16 protein-coding genes are annotated in these 18,724 nt (G+C 71.4%); 7 read left to right on the forward strand and 9 right to left on the reverse strand.

What is annotated here, in order from left to right; genetic code table 11:
- Position 1: 1 nt before the first annotated feature.
- Both bla and ACIBO2_RS26640 read right to left on the reverse strand, forming a co-directional pair.
- A complete protein-coding gene (gene bla / locus ACIBO2_RS26635; protein ID WP_397300802.1) occupies positions 2-913 on the reverse strand; it encodes a class A beta-lactamase in 912 nt (303 codons plus the stop codon).
- Positions 914-1,055: 142 nt separating this feature from the next.
- Positions 1,056-1,508: an ATP-binding protein gene (locus ACIBO2_RS26640; RefSeq protein WP_358555715.1), complete on the reverse strand. Its 453-nt coding sequence runs from the start codon at positions 1,506-1,508 to the stop codon at positions 1,056-1,058.
- 159 nt (positions 1,509-1,667) lie between these two features.
- On the opposite strand from ACIBO2_RS26640, the gene ACIBO2_RS26645 reads away from it, so the two are divergent.
- The 5 genes from ACIBO2_RS26645 to ACIBO2_RS26665 all read left to right on the forward strand — a co-directional run bounded on the left by ACIBO2_RS26645 (position 1,668) and on the right by ACIBO2_RS26665 (position 6,295).
- Positions 1,668-2,135 (forward strand): adenylyltransferase/cytidyltransferase family protein, encoded by a 468-nt coding sequence (locus ACIBO2_RS26645; protein ID WP_358555718.1) that lies wholly within the window; start codon positions 1,668-1,670, stop codon positions 2,133-2,135.
- 81 nt (positions 2,136-2,216) lie between these two features.
- Positions 2,217-2,804, forward strand: a complete 588-nt coding sequence (locus ACIBO2_RS26650) for a hypothetical protein (protein ID WP_357946013.1) — start codon at positions 2,217-2,219, stop codon at positions 2,802-2,804.
- 39 nt (positions 2,805-2,843) lie between these two features.
- Positions 2,844-3,587 (forward strand): DUF427 domain-containing protein, encoded by a 744-nt coding sequence (locus ACIBO2_RS26655; protein ID WP_397300167.1) that lies wholly within the window; start codon positions 2,844-2,846, stop codon positions 3,585-3,587.
- Positions 3,588-3,791: 204 nt separating this feature from the next.
- Positions 3,792-4,697 carry an ABC transporter ATP-binding protein gene (locus tag ACIBO2_RS26660; RefSeq protein ID WP_358555854.1) on the forward strand — a complete coding sequence of 302 codons (906 nt, stop codon included), beginning with the start codon at positions 3,792-3,794 and terminating at the stop codon, positions 4,695-4,697.
- A complete protein-coding gene (locus tag ACIBO2_RS26665) occupies positions 4,694-6,295 on the forward strand; it encodes a polyketide antibiotic transporter (RefSeq protein WP_358555724.1) in 1,602 nt (533 codons plus the stop codon). The genes ACIBO2_RS26660 and ACIBO2_RS26665 overlap by 4 nt, the downstream gene beginning before the upstream one ends.
- Before the next feature lie 68 nt (positions 6,296-6,363).
- On the opposite strand, the gene ACIBO2_RS26670 is transcribed toward ACIBO2_RS26665, so the two are convergent.
- A complete protein-coding gene (locus ACIBO2_RS26670; protein ID WP_397300170.1) occupies positions 6,364-6,960 on the reverse strand; it encodes a TIGR03086 family metal-binding protein in 597 nt (198 codons plus the stop codon).
- A gap of 41 nt (positions 6,961-7,001) precedes the next feature.
- On the reverse strand, positions 7,002-7,652 hold the full coding sequence (locus tag ACIBO2_RS26675) for a TetR family transcriptional regulator (RefSeq protein WP_358555730.1): 651 nt from the start codon (positions 7,650-7,652) through the stop codon (positions 7,002-7,004).
- Positions 7,653-7,747: 95 nt separating this feature from the next.
- Here ACIBO2_RS26675 and ACIBO2_RS26680 point away from each other — a divergent pair, with 95 nt between their 5' ends.
- The gene (locus ACIBO2_RS26680) at positions 7,748-9,250 is read left to right on the forward strand and encodes an FAD-dependent monooxygenase (RefSeq protein WP_397300173.1); all 1,503 of its coding nucleotides are present in this window, start codon (positions 7,748-7,750) and stop codon (positions 9,248-9,250) included.
- On the opposite strand, the gene ACIBO2_RS26685 is transcribed toward ACIBO2_RS26680, so the two are convergent.
- From ACIBO2_RS26685 to ACIBO2_RS26695, 3 genes are read right to left on the reverse strand one after another with little or no spacing between them, the layout of a single operon-like run.
- A complete protein-coding gene (locus ACIBO2_RS26685; protein WP_358555736.1) occupies positions 9,247-10,509 on the reverse strand; it encodes a M20/M25/M40 family metallo-hydrolase in 1,263 nt (420 codons plus the stop codon). The two genes, ACIBO2_RS26680 and ACIBO2_RS26685, sit on opposite strands and share 4 nt — an antisense overlap.
- Positions 10,506-12,401: a prolyl oligopeptidase family serine peptidase gene (locus ACIBO2_RS26690; RefSeq protein ID WP_397300176.1), complete on the reverse strand. Its 1,896-nt coding sequence runs from the start codon at positions 12,399-12,401 to the stop codon at positions 10,506-10,508. The genes ACIBO2_RS26685 and ACIBO2_RS26690 overlap by 4 nt, the downstream gene beginning before the upstream one ends.
- A 3-nt stretch (positions 12,402-12,404) precedes the next feature.
- Complete coding sequence (locus tag ACIBO2_RS26695) at positions 12,405-13,457, reverse strand: C39 family peptidase (RefSeq protein ID WP_358555742.1); 1,053 nt, start codon at positions 13,455-13,457, stop codon at positions 12,405-12,407.
- Positions 13,458-13,692: 235 nt separating this feature from the next.
- On the opposite strand from ACIBO2_RS26695, the gene ACIBO2_RS26700 reads away from it, so the two are divergent.
- Positions 13,693-15,846: a DUF6493 family protein gene (locus tag ACIBO2_RS26700; RefSeq protein WP_397300180.1), complete on the forward strand. Its 2,154-nt coding sequence runs from the start codon at positions 13,693-13,695 to the stop codon at positions 15,844-15,846.
- Between the two features lie 81 nt (positions 15,847-15,927).
- Here the strand turns inward: ACIBO2_RS26700 and ACIBO2_RS26705 are convergent, their stop codons facing one another.
- A complete protein-coding gene (locus ACIBO2_RS26705) occupies positions 15,928-17,037 on the reverse strand; it encodes a DUF5925 domain-containing protein (protein ID WP_358555748.1) in 1,110 nt (369 codons plus the stop codon).
- 80 nt (positions 17,038-17,117) lie between these two features.
- Positions 17,118-18,668, reverse strand: a complete 1,551-nt coding sequence (locus tag ACIBO2_RS26710) for a serine/threonine-protein kinase (RefSeq protein WP_358555751.1) — start codon at positions 18,666-18,668, stop codon at positions 17,118-17,120.
- Positions 18,669-18,724: the final 56 nt, after the last annotated feature.

Below are 18,724 nucleotides of genomic sequence, written 5' to 3' on the forward strand. Positions count from 1 at the left end.
GCTAGGAGATCTTGCCCAAACCGCGGGCGAGGATCGTGGCGGTGTCGGCGATGACCTTCTCGTCGTTGGCGGCATCGGCGGCCGGGCGGTTGGTGTAGATCGCCAGGATGATGGGCGCGGCCCCCTTCTTGGGCCAGGCGATGGCGATGTCGTTGGCCGTCCCGTACGACGGGCCGGTGCCGGTCTTGTCGCCGACCGTCCAGGTCTTGGGCAGGCCGGCGCGGATGCGGGCGTCACCGGTCGTGTTGGCGATCAGCCAGCCGTTGAGCGTCTCCCGGTCCTTGGCGGTGAGCGCGTCGCCGGTCGTGACCTTCCCGAGGTCGCGGGCCAAGGAGGCGGGCGTGGTGGTGTCCCGCTTCTCCTTGGGGGTCCAGTCGTTGAGCTCGGTCTCCCAGCGGTCCAGGCGGGAGATCGGGTCCTTCAGCGTACGGAAGTAGCGGGTCAGGCCCGCCGGTCCGCCGATCTGCTTCAGCACCATGTTGCCGGCGGTGTTGTCGCTGTAGGTGATCGCCGCCTTGCACAGCTCGGCGACGGTCAGCCCGTCCTTGACGTGCTTCTCGGTGACCGGCGAGTTCGGCTTCAGGTCGTCGGCCGTCCAGTGGACGACCCGCTCCATCAGCCCAGGGTCGGAGGTGCGGGCCTTGTGCAGCGCGGCGGCGGAGACCATCGCCTTGAAGGTGGACAGCAGCGGGAAACGCTCGCCCGCCCGGTAGGCGATCGTCTTCCCCGTGGCCGTGTCCAGGGCGTACGCGCCGATGCGGCCCTTGTAGGACGCCTCCAGCGCGCGCAACTCCTTCTTCGCGGCCGCCTGACCGTCGCTCAGCACCTGAGACGGCGCGGTCGCGGCCGAGGCGGTGCCGGCTCCGTAGGCGCCGCCCGCCAGGAGGGAGACCGTCAGCGCGGTCGCTTGCAGCGCGGCCGTGAGGCGGCGAGGGTGTCGCATGCCATGTCCTTGCTCTCGTCCGTCAGAGGAGAGGAGCACAGCAGATCGGATCAGATGGTGTCCAATATCGATATGGAGAAGGGGTCTATATCGGCTGACAAATGATCGCAGGTCAGATGGCCTCCGCCGACCGTTGCGCGGGGATCATCACCTGCCGCAACTCGAACCACACGGACGTCGCGCCGTTCTCGCGGACGAGCCCCCACCGGTGGCTGAGCGTCTCGATCAACGGCAGGCCGCGTCCGCTGGTCGCCTGCGTCTCGGTGCGGCACGCGCACGGCGGCCCGCTCGAACCCCCGTCCCTGACGAGCACCCGCACAAGGGATCCCGCGGCGAGCACCGACACCGTGAACGAGCCGCCCTCACCCGAGCGGGAGTGCAGGATCGCGTTCGTGGCCAGCTCGCTGGTGAGCAGCACGCAGTCGTCGTACAGCGGATGATCACGCCCGAGCGCCGCCGTCACGAGCCCCCTGGCCCTGGCCACCTGGGACGGAATCCCCGGGAACCGGACGACGAACGGCTCCCGGCCCCCTTCTTCTAACTGGTGAAAGTCCGGCGGTGCCACGGCGACCTCCCCGATTACGGCGACGTCATGAGACGCGTCAGAGGGGTGCGGGAGATTATCGCTAAAAGGTAGGAATGCCCTTTCCCATGGTCGCCCGCGCGACTGTCCGGGCGGACCGAGTACGCTGCGATCGACGAGTCGACTAGGAGGGGTGCCTGCGTGAGCAGCCTGGAGGCCGTCTGGGTGCAGCCGTACGATCACCCGGGGGCAGTGTTCGTGACCGGAGTTTTCGACATCCTGCACGTCGGACACGTGCGTTACCTGGGTGCCGTCGCAGGGCGCGGGCTGCCGCTGGTCGTCGGCGTGGAGGACGACCCGCGCGTGCGCGCGTGGAAGGGGCCGACGCGCCCGTTCAACCCGGCGGCGGAGCGCGCCGAGGTGCTGGCCGCGCTCCGCTTCGTGAGTGGGGTGTTCATCGTGACCGGGCCCCCGGCGGCGCACGGCCCGGAGGACTACATCGACCTGCTCGCCCCCATGCGGCCCGGCGCGCTGGCGCACACCGCGGGCGACCCGCACGCGGGCGGCCGATGCGCCGCGGCCGCGCTGCTGGGCGCCGAGTGCTGGGAGCTGGAGGCCATTCCCAATCGCTCGACCACCAGGATCGTCAACGCGGCGGGCAAGGGCTGACCCCTTTTGGCGGGCCGGTCTTTTCAAGATCGCGTAGTCATGGAAGGCCGGTCCTTCCAAGATCGCGTAGGCTTTGCTGACATGACGGTCGATCTGGTAGCCAAGCGGGTGACGGACCTGCTGGCCCCGCAGGTGCTGGTGATCACCATGCCCCCCGCCGTGGGGCTGATCGCGCACGGCTGGAGCGGCGCCGCATGGGGCCTGGCGGCCTCGGCGCTGTGCGGCGGTGTGCCCGCCGGGGTGATCGCGCTGGGCGTCCGCTCGGGGCGGCTGGACTCCCACCACATCGTCGACCGGACCCGCCGCACCGGGCCCCTGCTGGCCGCTGTCGCCGCCGTACTGGTCGCTCTGGTGCTCCTCGTCGCGCTGGGCGCCCCGACGCTGCTGGTGGCCACGGTGACCGCGATGCTCGTCGCGCTGGCCGTCACTGTGCCGGTCACGATGCGCTGGAAGATCTCCTTCCACGCCGCCGTCTGCGCGGGCACCGTGGTGGTGCTCGCCCACGTCCTGCCCGCCGTGCCGACCGGCCTGGTGGGCGCGGCCGTGGTGGCGCTGGTGTGCTGGGCCCGGGTACGGCTGGCGCACCACACGTGGGCGCAGGTGGTGGCCGGGGCGCTGGTGGGTGTGGCGTCGACATGGGTGACCCTGGCGGCGTTCGGCATCCGATAAGGGCGGAATAGCGGTGGCTTCATAGGGGTTGCCGCGACCATGGAAACCACGAACCGCGGCCGGGTGCGTGTCGAGCGCTCCGCCAAGCGTGTCAGGACCTACCTCGGCGGCCGGGCGGTGGCCGACACCACCCAGGCCCTCCTGGTGTGGGAGATCCCCTATTACCCGACGTACTACTTCCCGCTCTCGGACGTCGACGAGTCGGCGCTCAAGCCGACGGGCACCACGAAGCACTCGCCCAGCAGGGGAGACGGTGTCGTCTACACCGTCACCTCGGGAGGCGCGGAGGCCCCGGAGGCGGGGCTGGTCTACCCGGAGTCGCCGCTGGCGGACATCCGCGGGCACATCCGCTTCGAGTGGGACGCCTTGGAATCGTGGTTCGAGGAGGACGAGGAGGTCTTCTTCCACCCGCGTGACCCGTACACCAGGGTCGACATCCTGCCGAGTTCGCGGCACGTACGCGTCGAGGTCGACGGTGTGACGGTGGCCGACTCGCACAGCCCCCGCATCCTGTTCGAGACGGGCCTGCCCGCCCGCTATTACCTGCCCAAGACGGATGTACGGCTCGACCTGCTCGAACACACCGACACCGCCACCAACTGCCCGTACAAGGGCACGGCGGAGTACTGGACGGTCAACGGCGCCAAGGACCTCGCCTGGTCGTACCGGACGCCGCTGCCGGAGAGCCAGCGGGTCGCGGGGCTGATCGCGTTCTACAACGAGAAGCTCGACATCTACCTCGACGGCGAGCTCCAGGAGCGGCCGAAGACCAAGTTCGCCTGACGCGCCGGGGATCGGCATCTGTTACCGAGCCTGCCAAGAGGGCTGCCTGAGCGACTACACATGTGTGTAGTAGGCTTTCTCATCGCGTAGTAAGATATACGCGCGGATAGGTGTCGGCGCACGGCCCTGATCGGGTCGCCGACGCTCGGATCCGGGACGCGGCGCCGCGAACAAAGGGATCGGCGCCCACGAGAAAGGCTCATGATGACTGCTCCCATCTCAGTGAGCGGTCTGGTCAAGACGTTCGGCCGCACCCGGGCGCTGGACGGACTAGACCTGACCGTGAACTCCGGCGAGGTGCACGGTTTTCTCGGACCGAACGGTGCCGGCAAGAGCACCACGATCCGGATCCTGCTCGGCTTACTGCGCGCCGACGCGGGCACCGCCCGGCTGCTCGGCGGCGACCCGTGGGACGACGCGACCAGACTGCATTCCCGGCTGGCCTACGTGCCGGGAGACGTCACGCTCTGGCCGGGCCTGTCCGGCGGCGAGGTCATCGACCTGCTCATGCAGTCGCGTGGCCGTGCCGACCGTGCCCGGCGCCAAGAGCTGATCGAACGCTTCGACCTGGACCCCGGGGTCAAGGCCCGCGCCTACTCCAAGGGCAACCGGCAGAAGGTGGCGCTGATCGCCGCGCTCGCCTCCGACGTCGAGCTGCTGATCCTCGATGAGCCCACCGCGGGCCTGGACCCGTTGATGGAGGAGGTGTTCCGCGACGTCATTCGCGAGACGCGCCGACGCGGCGACCGTACCGTACTGCTGTCCAGCCACATCCTCACCGAGGTCGAAGAGCTGTGCGACCGGGTCACCATCATCCGCGACGGCCGGACGATCGACACCGGCAGCCTGTCCGATCTGCGGCACCTGACCCGCACCTCCATTCAGGCCGAACTGTCCGGCCCTCCCAGCGAGCTCGCCAAGCTGCCGGGAGTGCATGACCTGCGGACGGAGAACGGTCTGGTGCGCTTCGACGTCGAGGCCGACGAGCTCGGCCCGGTGCTGCGGTGCCTGGCCTCGCTCGGCGTCCGTGGCCTCGTCAGCCAACCGCCCACGCTCGAGCAGATGTTCCTGCGGTACTACGACAGGACGCGCGCGGAGGCGGGCCGATGAACGCGCTCACCGGGACGGCTCGGTCGGCACGGCTGGCGCTGCGCCGCGAAAGACGCATCGCGCCGTGGTGGATCATCCTGCTCGTCGCCTTGGCCCTGTCACTGGTCTCCTACATCAACCGGAACATGCCCACCCCCGAGGTGATGACCACCTACACCACGATGATCAACCGCAACAGCTTCTTCCGGGCGCTCGGCGGCGGCTTCGTCGTGCCTGACCTGGGCTATATGCAGGCCTGGCGCAGCGGCGGGTTCCTCTACGTGCTGAACGGGCTGGCCGCCCTGATGGCCGTCGTCCGCTACACCCGCGCCGACGAGGAGGCCGGCCGGATCGAGCTGCTGCGCGCGGGCGTGCTCGGCCGCCAGGCTCCCCTGACCGCGGCCCTGCTGGTGGCGGGCGGGGTCAGCTTCGCCGGTGGCGCGGCGACCACGATCGTGCTGATCGGGATCGGGCTGGATCCGGCCGGGTCGATCGACTACGGCGCGGCCATCACCATGGCCGGGTGGGTGTTCGGCGCCATCGCCGCCGTGGCCGCCCAACTCGCGCAGACCGCCCGTATGGCCAGAGCCATCGCCCTGTCGGTGCTCGGCCTCGCCTACATCCTGCGCTACGCCGGCGACGCCTCCGGACAGTACTGGATGAAGTACATCTCCCCGATCGGCTGGAGCCATCTGGTGGAGCCGTACTGGAGTGATCGGTGGTGGGCGCTGGCGATTCCGGCGGCGGTGACCGCTGCCCTGACGGCCATCGCCTACCGCCTGGCCGGCCGCCGCGACCTCGGCGCCGGAGTGATCCATGAGCGTCGCGGGCCCGTGACCGCCCCCGGCCTGCGCGGCCCGATCAGCCTGTCCTGGCGGCTCCACCGCGGCCTGCTGATCACCTGGGCCGCCGGAATCGCCTGTTTCGCGGCGGCGGCCGGGGGCGTCAGCACCCTGGCGTACCAGTTCACCGAGGCGCCTGGCGTCACGGTCGACAACCTGCTGAAGGCTTTCGGCGGCAGCTCGGGAGGTGGGGCGGTCGACTTCGCGCTGTGGGCCATCATCCTGATCTTCGCGCACGTCATCGCGCTCTATCCGGTCCTCATGGTCCAGCGGCTGCGCGCCGACGAGACCACCGGGCGCGCGGAAGCCGTACAGGCCACCCCGATGACCCGGCTGCGCTGGGCCACCGGGCAGCTGGTGGTGGCCGGTCTTGGCTCGGCGGCCCTGCTCGCCGTCGCCGGAGTCGTCTTCGGTACGTTCTACGCCTTCCTCGTCGGTGATCCCGCGTCGGACATCGTCCGCATCCTCGCCGGCACCCTGGGCACCGTCCCCGCCGCCTGGCTGGTCGGGGCGATCTGCGTGCTCGCCTACGGCCTGGTCCCGAGGGCCTCCGTGACGATCGGCTGGATCACCTGGGTCGCGGTGGCGGTCATGGGGCGGGCCGCCGGCCCACTGTACGGACTGTGGGGCGGGACCCCCTTCGAGCCGTTCCACTACATCCCCAACACCGTCGCCGGTGCCCCCTTCGACCCGGTGCCTGCCCTCACCATGGTCGCGCTGTCAGCGCTGCTGCTCGGTGGCGGGCTATTCGCCCTCCGCCGCCGCGACTTCGGCTGATCAGCCCTCCCATAGCCGCGCCACCGCCCGCCCGGCCCGGTCACGGGGGAGGACTCCGGCCCGGTCGCTCAAGCCGTCCAGGCCGGGTTGCGGCCCAGGTAGCGGAGGAGCTCCGCGATCTCGTCGTCGCCCGGCTCGGCGGGCACCACCGCGGCGTAGGCGCCCCACTGGCGCAGCGGCTCGACGATGGCCTTCGCCACCGGCAGCAGCTCCCCGGCCAGTTCCGGGGTCAGCGGCGAGGACTGTCCGGTGGCCACGGCGATGTCCCAGGCGTGCACCGCCGCGTCGAGCGCGCAGGCGCCCGCGCCGAGCGCCGGTGCCATCGTGTTCGGCGGCACCGGGACGGGCACCTGCTCGGCGTTCTTGTCGACACCGGCCCAGGCCCTGGCCGAGCGCTCCATCGCGGCCTCCGCGTACGCCCGGGGGTCCTCGGCCAGCTCGCCCGTCGGCTCGAACGGGTTCTCGGCGGGACCCGGCTCCCCGGTGAGGAAGGCGGCGAAGCCCACCTGGTCGCCCGCGGCGTGCTGGAGCACCTGGGTGACGTTCCACTTCGCGCAGGGGGTCGGCAGGCCCCAGCCGTCGGCGGGGACGCCGGCCACGGCCTGGCGGAGCGCCTGGTGCGCGGCGTCGAGTACGTCCCAGCCGGTCGGCATGTTGTCGCTCATGGGGGGTTCCTTCCGTTCGTTCTGCTGTGTGTTCCACTCTATCAGAACGGAATGCTTTGTTCCAGTCCGATAATGAGCATGTCCAGCGCGCGCTCGAAGTCGGTGGCGGGGTCGGTCGGGGGGATGTTCCGTAGCAGCCTGCTGAAATGCGGGAGCTGGGCCGGGTCCATCTCCTGGATGTAGACGCCGACCTGCTTTCGTCCCGCGTGCTCGCCGGTGTCGACGTTGAATCCTCCGGTGGACAGCAGCAGCGACCCGAAGATCAGGCTGTTCACCGCGCCGAGCGCGCGCCACGCGGCCGCGTCGTCGAAGCCGGCCTCGTACAGGGCGCCGACCACGCTGTCGATCGGAGCCAGCGCCCGCACGGTGGTCGGGTTGGACTGGTCGGTCAGCAACGCCATCGGCACCACCGGAGAGCGGGCGAACACCCCGTACATGCTCAGCGCCACCGCTCGGAGCCGCTGCGGCCAGGGCAGCGCCGGGTCGGGTAGCTCGACCTGGTCGAAGGCCCGCTCCGCCAGGCCGTCCAGGATGTCGGCCTTGTTGGAGACATGGTTGTAGAGCGACATCGCCTCGACGCCGAGCGACTTCGCCAGCCGCCGCATGGACAGCCCTTCGAGGCCTTCTTCCATGGCCAATTCCAGGGCCGCGTCCAGAACCTTCTCCCTGTTCAGCGGCTCGCGCCGGGCCATTCGCCATTCCTCCTGCCGTAGAACTCCGGTTGACAGAGCTTACGGTGTATGTATGTACTTACGGCGTAAGCATACACCGTAAGTAAGGAGATTCCGTGAACGCGGACGTACTGATCGTCGGTGGCGGGCCGGTCGGCCTGCTGCTGGCCTGCGAGCTGAAGCTGGCGGGGGTGGACCCGCTGGTGCTGGAGGCGGCCACCGGCCAGGAACGGATCACGCGCAGCCTCGGGATGCGCTCGCTCAACGCGCGCACCCTCCACACGCTGGGCCTGCGCGGGCTGGTGGAGCCGCTGGCCGAGGCGCAGTGGGCGCTGTTCGACGAGCTGGGGACCGGTCGTGAGCCCGCCGCGGGGGACATGGTCGCTGGGCTGGTGTACATGCTCAAGCAGGGCATGAGCGGCGGCCACTTCAGCGGCCTGCCGCTGATCGGCGAGGCCGGCAACCGGGTTCCCGAGCTGCTCATGCTCAAGCAGCACCAGCTGGAGCGGGTTCTGGCCGAGCACGCGGCCGGGCTCGGCGTCGAGGTCCGGTCCGGGTGCCGGGTCGCCGAGATCGCCGACGAGGGCGACGGCGTGGTCGCCACACTCGCGGACGGCCGGGTCGTACGGGCCGGATACCTGGTGGGGTGTGACGGCGGCCGGAGCCTCGTGCGCAAGCAGTCCGGCATCCCGTTCACCGGCACGTCCGCGACCATGACCGGGCGCACCGCCGTGGCCGAGCTGGCCGACCCCGGCGCGCTCACCTCGTCCCTGCGCGCCCCCGGCGGCCTGGTGAACCTGTCGCTGGTGCCGGGGGAGGTCGCCACCATCGAGTTCGACGGCGGTCCCACCGAGCGGGACGCGCCGGTCACCGCCGAGGAGATGCAGGCGAGCATCCAGCGGGCGAGCGGCACGGACGCGGTCGTCCTCAGCCTGGAGGCCGGCATCCGCTACAGCGACAACACCCGGCACGCCGAGACGTATCGCCAGGGGCGCATCCTGCTCGCCGGGGACGCGGCGCACGTCCACTCGCCGATCGGCGGCCAGGGTCTCAACCTCGGCCTCCAGGACGCGGCCAACCTGGGCTGGAAGCTCGCCCTGGTGGTCTGCGGCCAGGCGCCCGAACGGCTCCTGGACACCTACACCGCCGAGCGGCACCCGGTGGCGGCCCGCGTCCTGCGCAACACCAGGGCCCAGGTCGCGCTGATGCGGCCGGGGCCGCAGGTCGACGCGCTGCGCGAGGTGATCTCCGAGGCGCTGGAGCTCCCCGAGACCAGGGGGCACTTCATCGCCATGGCCAACGGCACGGACATCGACTACGCGCCGGACGCGTCGCGGTCGCTGGTCGGGCGGTTCGTACCGGATTGGAAGATCGAGGGCGTGGGGTGGGCCAGGGAGTCGCTGAGGGACGGCCGCGGCCTGCTGCTGGACCTCGCGGGCTCACCGGAGACCCGCGCGGCCGCGAAAGGCCGCGATGATCGTGTCCGCGTGGTGGGCGGAACCGTGGATCAAGCCGACGCGGCCGCCGTGCTGGTACGCCCTGACGGTTATGTCGCCTGGGCCGGTTCCGGCGAAGCCGGTCTCACCGAGGCCCTCGACGCCTGGTTCGGGGTCGGTTAGGTCAGCAGCCGGGTCAGCACACGGGTGCCGAACTCCAGCCCCTCCACCGGCACCCGCTCGTCCTTCCCATGGAACATCCCGAAGTAGTCCAGATCGGGCCGCAGCATGAGCGGCGCGAAACCGTATCCCTTGATGCCGATCGTGGCGAAGGACTTGGCGTCGGTGCCGCCGCTCATCACGTACGGCACCGGCCGGGCGAGCGGGTCCTCGGCCACGAGCGAGCCCGCGAGCGAGTCGAAGAACGACGAGGGGTATGGCGCGTCCGGCGCGTCCTCCAGATTGACGAACTCCCTGGTGATCTTCGGCCCGAGCAGCTCGTCCATGGTCGCCAGGAACTCCTCCTGAAGGCCAGGCAGGTAGCGGCCGTCCATGTGCGCGTGGGCCGTGGACGGCACGACGTTCACCTTGTAGCCCGCGTCGAGCATCGTCGGGTTGGCCGAGTTGCGGATCTGCGCCCTGAACAGGTGGCCGAGCGCGCCCAGCCGGGTCGCCTCCTCGTCGAGGCGGTCGAGGTCGATCGGCTGGCCGGTGATCTCCGACAGGCTCTGGAGCAGCGCCGAGACCGACGGCGTCAGGCGTACCGGCCACTGGTGGGCGGCCACCCGCGACAGGGCGTGCACCAGCGTCGCGACCGGGTTGTCCACCGCGGGCCGGGAGCCGTGGCCGGCCACGCCGTGGGCGGTGAGCTTCATCCAGGCCGTGCCGCGCTCGCCCACCGCGATCGGGTAGACGCGGTGGTCGCCGGCGGCGACGCTGAAGCCGCCGGACTCGCTGATCGCCTCCGTCACGCCGTCGAACAGCTCCCGGTGCTCGGTGACGGCGTGCCGCGAGCCGTAGTCGCCCGTCGCCTCCTCGTCGGCCAGGAACGCCAGCACCAGGTCGCGCTTGGGACGCAGGCCGCGCGCCGCCATGCCGAGCACGGCCGAGAGCGTCATCGCGCACGACCCCTTCATGTCGACCGCGCCCCTGCCGTAGACGCAGCCGTCGACGATCTCGCCCGAGAACGGGTGCATCCGCCACTCGGCCGGGTCGGCGGGCACCACGTCGAGGTGGCCGTGGACGAGCAGCGCGTCGCGGGAGTCGCCGTCGATCCTGGCGACCACGGTCGTCCGCTTCGGCGCCGACTCGAACACCACCGGCTCCAGCCCGGCGTCGGCCAGCAGCGTGGCCACGTACTCGGCCGCCGGGCGTTCGCCCGACCCCGGGTTGGAGGTGTCGAACCTGATCAGGTCCGAGCAGATCTCGCCGACGCTCTTCACGACCGTCCCTTCAGCTTGAGCGGTGCCACCTCGGGCGTCTCGAACCCGAAGATCAGTCCATAGAATGCCAGTTCGGCCTCCAGCACCGCGACGATGGTCTCCTCCCGGCGCCAGCCGTGCTGCTCGCCGGCGAAGGTGAGCAGGGCCCACTGTTTACCGTGCCGGTCCAGCTCGGCGACGAACCGCTCGGCCTGGCCCACGTCCACGATCGCGTCCTCCAGGCCGTGCAGCATCAGGCACGGCCCCGACGCCCGCGCGGCATGCAGCAGCGGCGAGCGGTCGGTGTAACGCCGGCGGGTCTCGGGCAGCGGTCCGATCAGGCCGTCGAGGTAGCGCGACTCGAAGTCGTGTGTCTCGGCCGCCCAGCTCTCCGGGTCGGTGATCGCGTAGTGCGCGACGCCGCCCGCGAACACGTCACTGTGCACCAGCGCCGCGACCGTGGTCCAGCCACCGGCGCTGCCTCCCCGGATCGCGATCTTGGCGGCGTCGGCCCGGCCCAGCTCGACCAGCCCGCGCGCCACCTTCGCGCAGTCGGCCACGTCGACCACGCCCCACTGGTGCCGCAGCCGCTCGCGGTAGGCCCGCCCGTAGCCGGTGGAACCGCCGTAGTTCACCTCCGCCACGCCGAGGCCCCGGCTGGTGAAGTAGGAGACCTCCAGGTCGAGGGTCATCGTGAAGCTGCCGGTGGGCCCGCCGTGCGCGAAGACCACGTACGGCGCGGGCCCCTGAACCCCGGTCGGGTGGTACAGGTGCGCGTGCACGCCCTCGATCGTCACCGTCTCGGGCGTCGGCAGCAGCGCCCGGTCGGGCAGCGGCTTCGGCGCCGACACCGCCTCGTGCGCGCCGCCGTCGAGGTCGACCACGGTCACCCGCGTGGGCGTGTACGGAGTGGCGGACACCGCCACCGCCTTGCCCCCTGCCGCCGAGATCGTCGGCGCCCAGTACGTCGCCTCGCCGCCGATCTCGCGCAGGTCGCCGCTCTCCAGATCCAGGACGCTCAGGAGGCGGCGGTCGGGCGTGCCGTGCACGAGCACCAGACGGTCGCCGGAGATGGCGAAGTAGGTGCTGCCCGGCTTCCAGGGCGCGGTGCCGACCTCGGAGGCCATCGGGGTGAGGTTGCGGGCGCCGGAGCCGTCGCGGGCGACGAGGTGGATGTTCCACCAGCCGCTCGGGTCGGCGACCGCGTACAGGGTGCGCTCGTCGCGCCACTCCGCCTGGATCACGGACTCCGCCGGGCCGCCCGCGATCACCTGGTACGGGCCGGCGGTTCCGTCCTGGTCGAGGGGGGCCACGCAGAGTTCGGTGCCGTCCCAGGGCATGTTCGGGTGGTCCCAGCCGATCCAGGCGACATATCCGCCGTCGGGGGAAATGCGGGGGTTCATTAGGAAATGTTGGGCTTTGGTGATCACTCTGAGCGCGCCGCCGCCGAGTGGCACCGCGACCAGGTCGCGCATGTCGTCCTGCTCGCGTACGGCCCACACCTCGTCCCGGCCGGGCGGGAGGTAGAGGTCGGCGTAGCGCGCCGTCCCCTCAGGTGTGAGCGCCACGGGCTGTCCGGTCGCGGGCGTGGTGGCTCTGAGATCGCCGGCCGCAGGTGGGCCGTCCAGGCGGTAGACGCGCTGGTCGGACCAGTTGGTGAAGACCAGGCCGCCGCCGGGCAGCGGGCGCCAGGACCGCCCGCCGTACTCGACCACGCGGTTGCGCGCGTTCCACCCCTCAGGCAGAGCGTCGACCGGGGAGCCGTCCGGCAGGCGGCGCACCACGCAGCGCCGGCCGCCCTCGTGCGGGCGTGGCTCGTCCCACCAGACCTCCGGTCCGGCGGGCGTGGCGACGGCCTCCACCCACTGGGGGCCGCCATCGGTACGGGCCACGTCGATCGGTCGAATGCTCATATCTCACCAATTGCCATCGGAAGGGGGCAAGGAACGCTCGGGCGGGTGGAGGACGTACACGATGCCGCCGCTGCCCGAGCTCCGGAGCCAGACGTTCTCGAACGCGGCCCGCGGATAGACCCGGCGCACGTCGGCGTCGCTCGGCGCGGCCGGGTCGTTGACGACGACGTCGCCCTCGGCGGTGAAACCGGTGACGACCATGATGTGCCCGCCCGAGGAGTAGCCGGACCCCGGCAGCTCGTGCGCCTTGAACGCCAGCGACACGATCACCGGGATCCCCGCCCGCACGAACAGGTCCAGCTCGGCGGCCGACCGCAGCCTGGTCACGAACCCGGCCAGCCCGAAACGGCCCGCGTAGGCCACGTTGAACGGCCAGTTGCCGGTCCCCTGGTAGCTGTGGTCGAACGTGCCACGCGCGGCGTGATCGACCACAGGACTGGGATCGCCGGCCACCACCCAGGCCAGCTCCTCGGGACCGGGGCCGCGGCCCCAGAACCCGAGGACCATCGCCACCGAGGCGGGGCTGCACCAGTTGGCGCCGCCGCCGTCCAGCTCCGGATGGTGACCGGCGTGCGTGTACTGAGAGTGCCGGGGCACCACCAGCTCGACGGCTCCGGCCGTACCCGGAAGGCTCGGGGCGGGGGGACCCTGGGGGAGCGCGGAGGCCATCACGCCCAGGCAGTCCACGCGCGCGCCCGCGCCGTGCGGCGTGACCCGCACTCGATAGGCCGTGACCGGCCGGCGCGCCACGAACGTGTCCACGGCCACGTCGCCGTCCTCGTCACCCTGGCCGGGGAAGGAGGTGCGGATCTCGTCGTGCTCGGCCCAGTGGCCCATGACGTACCACTTCGACTGCTCGCCCGTCGCGAGCCTGACCTGCAGCTCAACCTCGATCCACGTGCCCGGCGGGGTCCGCGCGGTCCACGAGGGGACGAGCTGGGTCGCGGTGAAGCCGATCGGGTGTTCCGGGCTGGTCCATGAGGTCAATGGGGTGGCGGGCACGGCGAAGCGGGCGAAGGCGACGCGGGCCGGGTCCACGGTGAGCACCGGACCCATTGTGGTTTCGTACCGGTTGTCGCGCATCGGAAGGTTTACGTACTGCGGTGATCTTGTCGGTGGTGATCTCTAATGTTCCGGCCATGAATCAAGCAGTGCAGGCGTATTCCTACGCCCGACCCTCCCTGCTGACCGACGGCAGACCCGCTCTCTCGACCTCCGGTGGGGCGGCGTTATCCAGCCCCCGGACCCACCCCAGATTCTTCAGCGACCGGCTCAGGCCCGAGGCCCGGGCGTGAGCGCTTGGGAGGTCGTCGAGGAGGCCATCGCCACCCGTGACGCGGTCAAGGTCGCGGAGATCGTGCGCGAGGGCGTGATCGACAGGGAGTTGCTGCTCGACGGCTGCGTCCGCCGCTTCCTGCGCGGCGGCCAGGTCGCCGACCTGCGCTTCTTCGCCCGGCTGCACGAGCTCGTCGAGCCCGCCCACGCCGAGATCGCGGCGCGGGCCCACGACTACCTGCGGCTGCTGCCCGCCGCGCCACCTGTGGTCGCCGAGCTGGCGCTGCGGCACCTGCGCCGCCTCGACACGCTCGACCCCGCCGATGTGGCCGAGGCCCTGCGGGCGCTGCTGTTCAGGCCCGAGCGCAAGCTGGTGTCGATCGGGCTGAGCTGGCTCGACCAGGCCGTCCGCGACGCCGCTGACGATGCCGACGACTACGCGCCGGCCCTGGCGTACGCCTTCGCGTGCGACGCCCCCGACCTCCAGGAGCGGGCCGTACGGCTCGCGCTCAAGCACGCCGCCCGATTCACCTCCGTGGGCGCCGAGGTGATCCGTGACGCGCTCGGGCTGCTCCCGCCGGACCTCGGCGAACAACTCGTGACGGTGTACGGCGGCGAGGTGGCGGCCGATGAGGACGACGACTGCTTCATGCCCGTGCCGCTGCCCGCGTCTCCCCAGGAGGACGCTGGTTTCCCGCTGATCGGTGACATCCGGGAACTGGGCGCCTTCCCCGAGCGCGAGGACTGGCAGGGCGCCGAGCGGTGGCTGGAGGGGTTCGTCCGGTTCTGCACCGACGACCGTGACCTGCTCCGCTCCGTCCTGACACGCTGGACGAGCTGGCCGACCCGTCTGGACGTGCAGCCGGAGTGGCGCTACCTGGACCAGTGGTCCGAGGCGATGGCCAGGCAGATCGTCACGCCCGAGACCTGGCTCGGCCGGTCGTCGTCGCTGCTGCCGTCGCCCGTACGGGTGTCGCCGCCGCACCTGTTCCTGCTGCGACGCTGGGCCGAGGTCCACGCCGCGCTGCGGGCGGGCACGCTGCCGCCGTATCTGCTGGCGACCCCTACGAGTGGCACTGGGCACCTGGATCCCGGCGTGCTGGTCGACCGGCTCGAAGGCTACGAACGTACTGGCGCCAAGGTCATGGACGCCGACCTGTGGCAGGCGCTCCTGCGGCTGCCCCGCTCGGTCGCGCCCGAGGTGGCGGCGCGGGCGAGCGGGCTGACGTCCGGGGCGGGTGTCACGGCCGCCCGCTGGATGAGCGGCGACCGGCCCGTGCCGGTGACAGCCGTCGAGTGGACTCGCGGCTTCACCACCTACACCGGTGACCGCGAGCCCGCTGGCGGGAAGCATCCCGACCTCGTGCCCAGGATCGCCCTCCCGTGCGGCGAGTCGGGTCCGCTCAGTCTCTCGGACGGTGAGTCCGGTGCTCTCGGCCTCTCGCACGGTGAGTCCGGGCCGCTCGGACTCACGCAGGGCGAGTCCGGGCCGCTTCCTCTCTCGTACGGCGGGTTCGGGCCGCTTCGTGATCTGCTCGACGACCCGGACGCGTCGCGGCGGGACGGTCACGGCGTCTACCTACCGTGGTGGCCCGCCGTTCTGCCGTCGGACCGGGAGGTGGTGGCGCTGCACTGCCTGCCGTTCCTGCTCTACCACTGGAACGCGCCCGGGGTGGAGCCGGACATGCTCTGGGCGCTGGCCCGAGCTGGTGGGCCGGCGGGTGAGGGGGTCGCGCTGCTCCTGGCGTACTTCCTGGTCGAACGGGACTCCTGGGTGGGCGGGAAGCAGCCCAATGAGGGGGTCCGGGTGCTGGTCGAGATGGCCGCGCGGGGCGACCTGCCCGCCGCCGAGTTGGGGCGGCAGCTCGCGCTGCTGTTGCGCAGGGCCTGGTACAAGCTGAGCGCGGTGGTCGAGTCGCTGGAGAGCGCGGCTCGGCATGGGGCGCATCGGGAGGTGTGGGAGGTGGTGGCCGGGTTCCTGGAGGTGTACCTGCCAGGTCCCGGGGAGCGGGCGCGCACCGCCCACACGCAGGCGCTCGGCTTCGCTGTACGGGCCGCGTCGTGGGCGGGGGCGCGGGGTGAGCTGCCATGTGTCGCGGAGATCGCGCGACGCAAGGGGAGCAGCGGCTTCGTCCGCGAAGCGCGCCGCCTCCACACCCGGCTCACCTGACCCGCCCGCGCGCCCGCTCCACTCAGTGGGCGTGATTGCCGGCCGGGGCATGTCGCCTCGGCCGGTGGCGCGGGTGGGGGGTCAGAGGTACAGGCCGGTGGATTCGCCCTCGGTGGGTGCGGGGATCGCGCGGCCCGAGCGGAGCGCGTACAGCTCCGCCAGCGTGGCGCCCGACGGGCCGACGCCCTCGGATGAGCCGAGCCAGCCGACCGCCTCGTTCCTGGTCAGCGGGCCGATCTCGATCTGGGCCAGGCAGCGGCCCGGACGTACGACGGCGGGGTGCAGCCGGGTCAGGTCCTCGTTCGTGGTGATCGCCACCAGCACGTCACGGCCCTGTCCCAGCAGGCCGTCGGTGAGGTTCAGCAGCCGCGACAGCCCCTGGCCCGTCTGGGCCTTGGCGGAGGAGCTGATCAGCTCGTCGCAGTCCTCCAGCACGAGCAGCCGCCACCGCTGCGCCTCCTCGTCGGTGTCGTAGCCGACCGCCACCTCCATCAGGTAGCCCGGCTCGTTGAACAGGCGCTCCGGATCGAGTACGCAGTCCACCTGGCACCAGTCCTGCCACTGCTTGGCCAGCGAGCGCAGCAGCGTGGTCTTGCCCGTGCCCGGCGGGCCGTGCAGCAGGACGAGGCGCCCGCCGATGTCGGCCGGGGTGACCGCCATCAGGCCGTCGAGCGAGTGGCGTACGCGGGCGGAGTAGTTGCCGCTGATCTCATCCCAGGGCGAAGCGGTGATCGGCTTCTCGGAGCGGGTGCCGCCGTGCGCGCCACGCCACCAGAAGCCCATCTCGACGTGGTCGGTGTCGGGCTCCGGCTCCTCGGCGCCCTCGGTGCACTCCTTCAGCACGGAGCGGGCGAGCTCGTCGCTGACCGCTGTGACACTGACGGTCGCGGTGCGGTTGCGGTGCCGGATGACCCGCAGGGTCCAGCCGTCGCCGCAGATCAGGCTCGACACGGAGCCGTCCTGCACCTGCGCGGTGCGTACGGTCCTGCCCTGCTCGGGGCGGAGCGCGGCGTCGGGGCGTACACGTTCCAGGTTGGCCAGGCGGGACCAGGGCTGGACGCCGGTCGCGAACGGCGACAAGGCCAGAGCGTCGATGACGTCGATGGCGGAGTCGGCGTCGTCGATCCAGATGTTCATCGGGAGCTCAGGGGAGTCCGGGCTGGGGAACGGCACCTCCTTAATCACAGACATAACAGTAATGATCCAGGTTCGCGGCCCGGTCTGTCGACGGCATTTGCGCAATTCCAGAGGTATTGCTGGCGCTCCGGGTCTCAGCCCTTGCTCAGATCTCCGGTCTCCTCGACCATGCCGAGCCCTGGTACGTCGCGCCACACGTAGGTGAGCTTGCCGCCGTCGAGCGTGAGCCAGACCGTGCCGGCGATGCAGTCGCCGGTGTCGGGCTGGAGAGAGAAGGTGAGCTTCGTCCCGGCCACCTGCGTCAGGGTGATCTTGCCGGTGCAACTGGCGGCGCTGTTCTTCTCCGTCCATCGGGCGATGGGTTGCCCGGTCTTCAGGTCGATCGTGATGGCGGCGCCCTCGGAGTCGAGCGGGTTCGTGGAGGTGATGCGGCCGGACCACTTGCCGGCGAACGCGCCGGGGATCTTCGGCGAGCCGCTTTGAGGTTTCGTTTCGGTGGTGGTCTTCTCAGTAGCGGTGCTCGTGGGTTCCTGGGCGATGGTGCTCTGGCTTGGTGCTGGAGTCGAGGATGTCTGGGTCGTGGTGAAGGTCGGGGAGCGGTTGATCCACAGGAGGGTGCCGCCCGCCGCCCCCAGGGCGAGCACGGCCGCCACCGCGCCGATCAGCAGGCCACGCGAGCGGTTCCGCTTGGAGACGTCTGTGGTGAGCGCCGCGGCTCCCGGTCCTGTACGTTCCCCAGCGCCGGTATCGGGGGGTCCGGCGGGGACGCCCGGCCGCCCGGCGACCTGGCCCAGAAGTCCCGCGGCACCCGGCCTCCCAGTGGCCTGACCCTGACGTCCCGTGGCGGCGACACCCGACCTATCAGGGACGCCCGGCGCGGGGGCGAGCGGGGTCGATGCGGGGCTGACCAGGGAGACCATCAGGTCGCGGGCCGTGGGCCGGTGCGTGGGGGCCTTCGCCAGGCACGACGCCATCAGCCCCCGCAGCCGGGGCGGCAGCTCCGACAAGTCCGGGTCGGCGTGCAGGACCCGGTGCAGCACCGCGGGCACCGTGTCCGCGCCGAACGGGCTGCGACCCGTCGCCGCGAACACCATCGTCGCCGCCCACGCGAACACGTCCGACGCGGGGGAGGCGGGTGAGCCGGCGATCTGCTCGGGCGACAGGTAGGCGGGCGTCCCGATCAGTCCCGAGGTCAGCGTCGCCGCGCCCTCCGCCCTGGCGATGCCGAAGTCCACCACCCGGGGCCCGTCCGGGCCGAGCAGGACATTGGCCGGCTTGAAGTCGCGGTGCACGATGCCCGCCGCGTGGATGGCGGCCAGGGCCGTGGCCGTGCCGACCACCAGGCGTTCCAGTTCGCCGCCGCGCAGCGGGCCGCGTTCGCGGGCGCGCTCGGCCAGCGACAGCCCCTCCACGAATTCGCTCACCACGTAGGGCCGCGGCCCGTCGATCGAGGCGTCCAGCACGCGCGCCGTACAGAAGGAGGCGATGCTCTCCAGCGCGTCGAGCTCCCGCGCCAGCCGCGCGCGGGTCTCCTCGTCACCGGTGCTGAGCAGCTTGATCGCGACCGCCTCGCCGTCGCGGGAGTGCGCCAGGTAGACGACGCCCTGCCCGCCCCTGCCGAGCCGCCCGGCCAGGCGGTACGCGCCCAGCGACGCCGGGTCGTCCGGGGTCAGGGGGGTCGCCATGGCGGATACGTTACCGCTCGCCATGCATCCGCATAGATAGCCCGGTACCTTGTGTC

The organism is Nonomuraea sp. NPDC050022, from assembly GCF_044460705.1.
Classification (GTDB): domain Bacteria; phylum Actinomycetota; class Actinomycetes; order Streptosporangiales; family Streptosporangiaceae; genus Nonomuraea.

Bases quoted from the DNA above. Each gene is read 5' to 3' on its own strand.
- ACIBO2_RS26650 (WP_357946013.1), top strand. From the start codon at position 2,217: ATGACGGTCGATCTGGTAGCCAAGCGGGTGACGGACCTGCTGGCCCCG.
- ACIBO2_RS26655 (WP_397300167.1), top strand. From the start codon at position 2,844: ATGGAAACCACGAACCGCGGCCGGGTGCGTGTCGAGCGCTCCGCCAAG.
- ACIBO2_RS26660 (WP_358555854.1), top strand. From the start codon at position 3,792: ATGACTGCTCCCATCTCAGTGAGCGGTCTGGTCAAGACGTTCGGCCGC.
- ACIBO2_RS26665 (WP_358555724.1), top strand. From the start codon at position 4,694: ATGAACGCGCTCACCGGGACGGCTCGGTCGGCACGGCTGGCGCTGCGC.
- ACIBO2_RS26670 (WP_397300170.1), bottom strand. From the start codon at position 6,960: ATGAGCGACAACATGCCGACCGGCTGGGACGTACTCGACGCCGCGCAC.
- ACIBO2_RS26675 (WP_358555730.1), bottom strand. From the start codon at position 7,652: ATGGCCCGGCGCGAGCCGCTGAACAGGGAGAAGGTTCTGGACGCGGCC.
- ACIBO2_RS26690 (WP_397300176.1), bottom strand. From the start codon at position 12,401: ATGAGCATTCGACCGATCGACGTGGCCCGTACCGATGGCGGCCCCCAG.
- ACIBO2_RS26695 (WP_358555742.1), bottom strand. From the start codon at position 13,457: ATGGGTCCGGTGCTCACCGTGGACCCGGCCCGCGTCGCCTTCGCCCGC.
- ACIBO2_RS26705 (WP_358555748.1), bottom strand. From the start codon at position 17,037: ATGTCTGTGATTAAGGAGGTGCCGTTCCCCAGCCCGGACTCCCCTGAG.
- ACIBO2_RS26710 (WP_358555751.1), bottom strand. From the start codon at position 18,668: ATGGCGACCCCCCTGACCCCGGACGACCCGGCGTCGCTGGGCGCGTAC.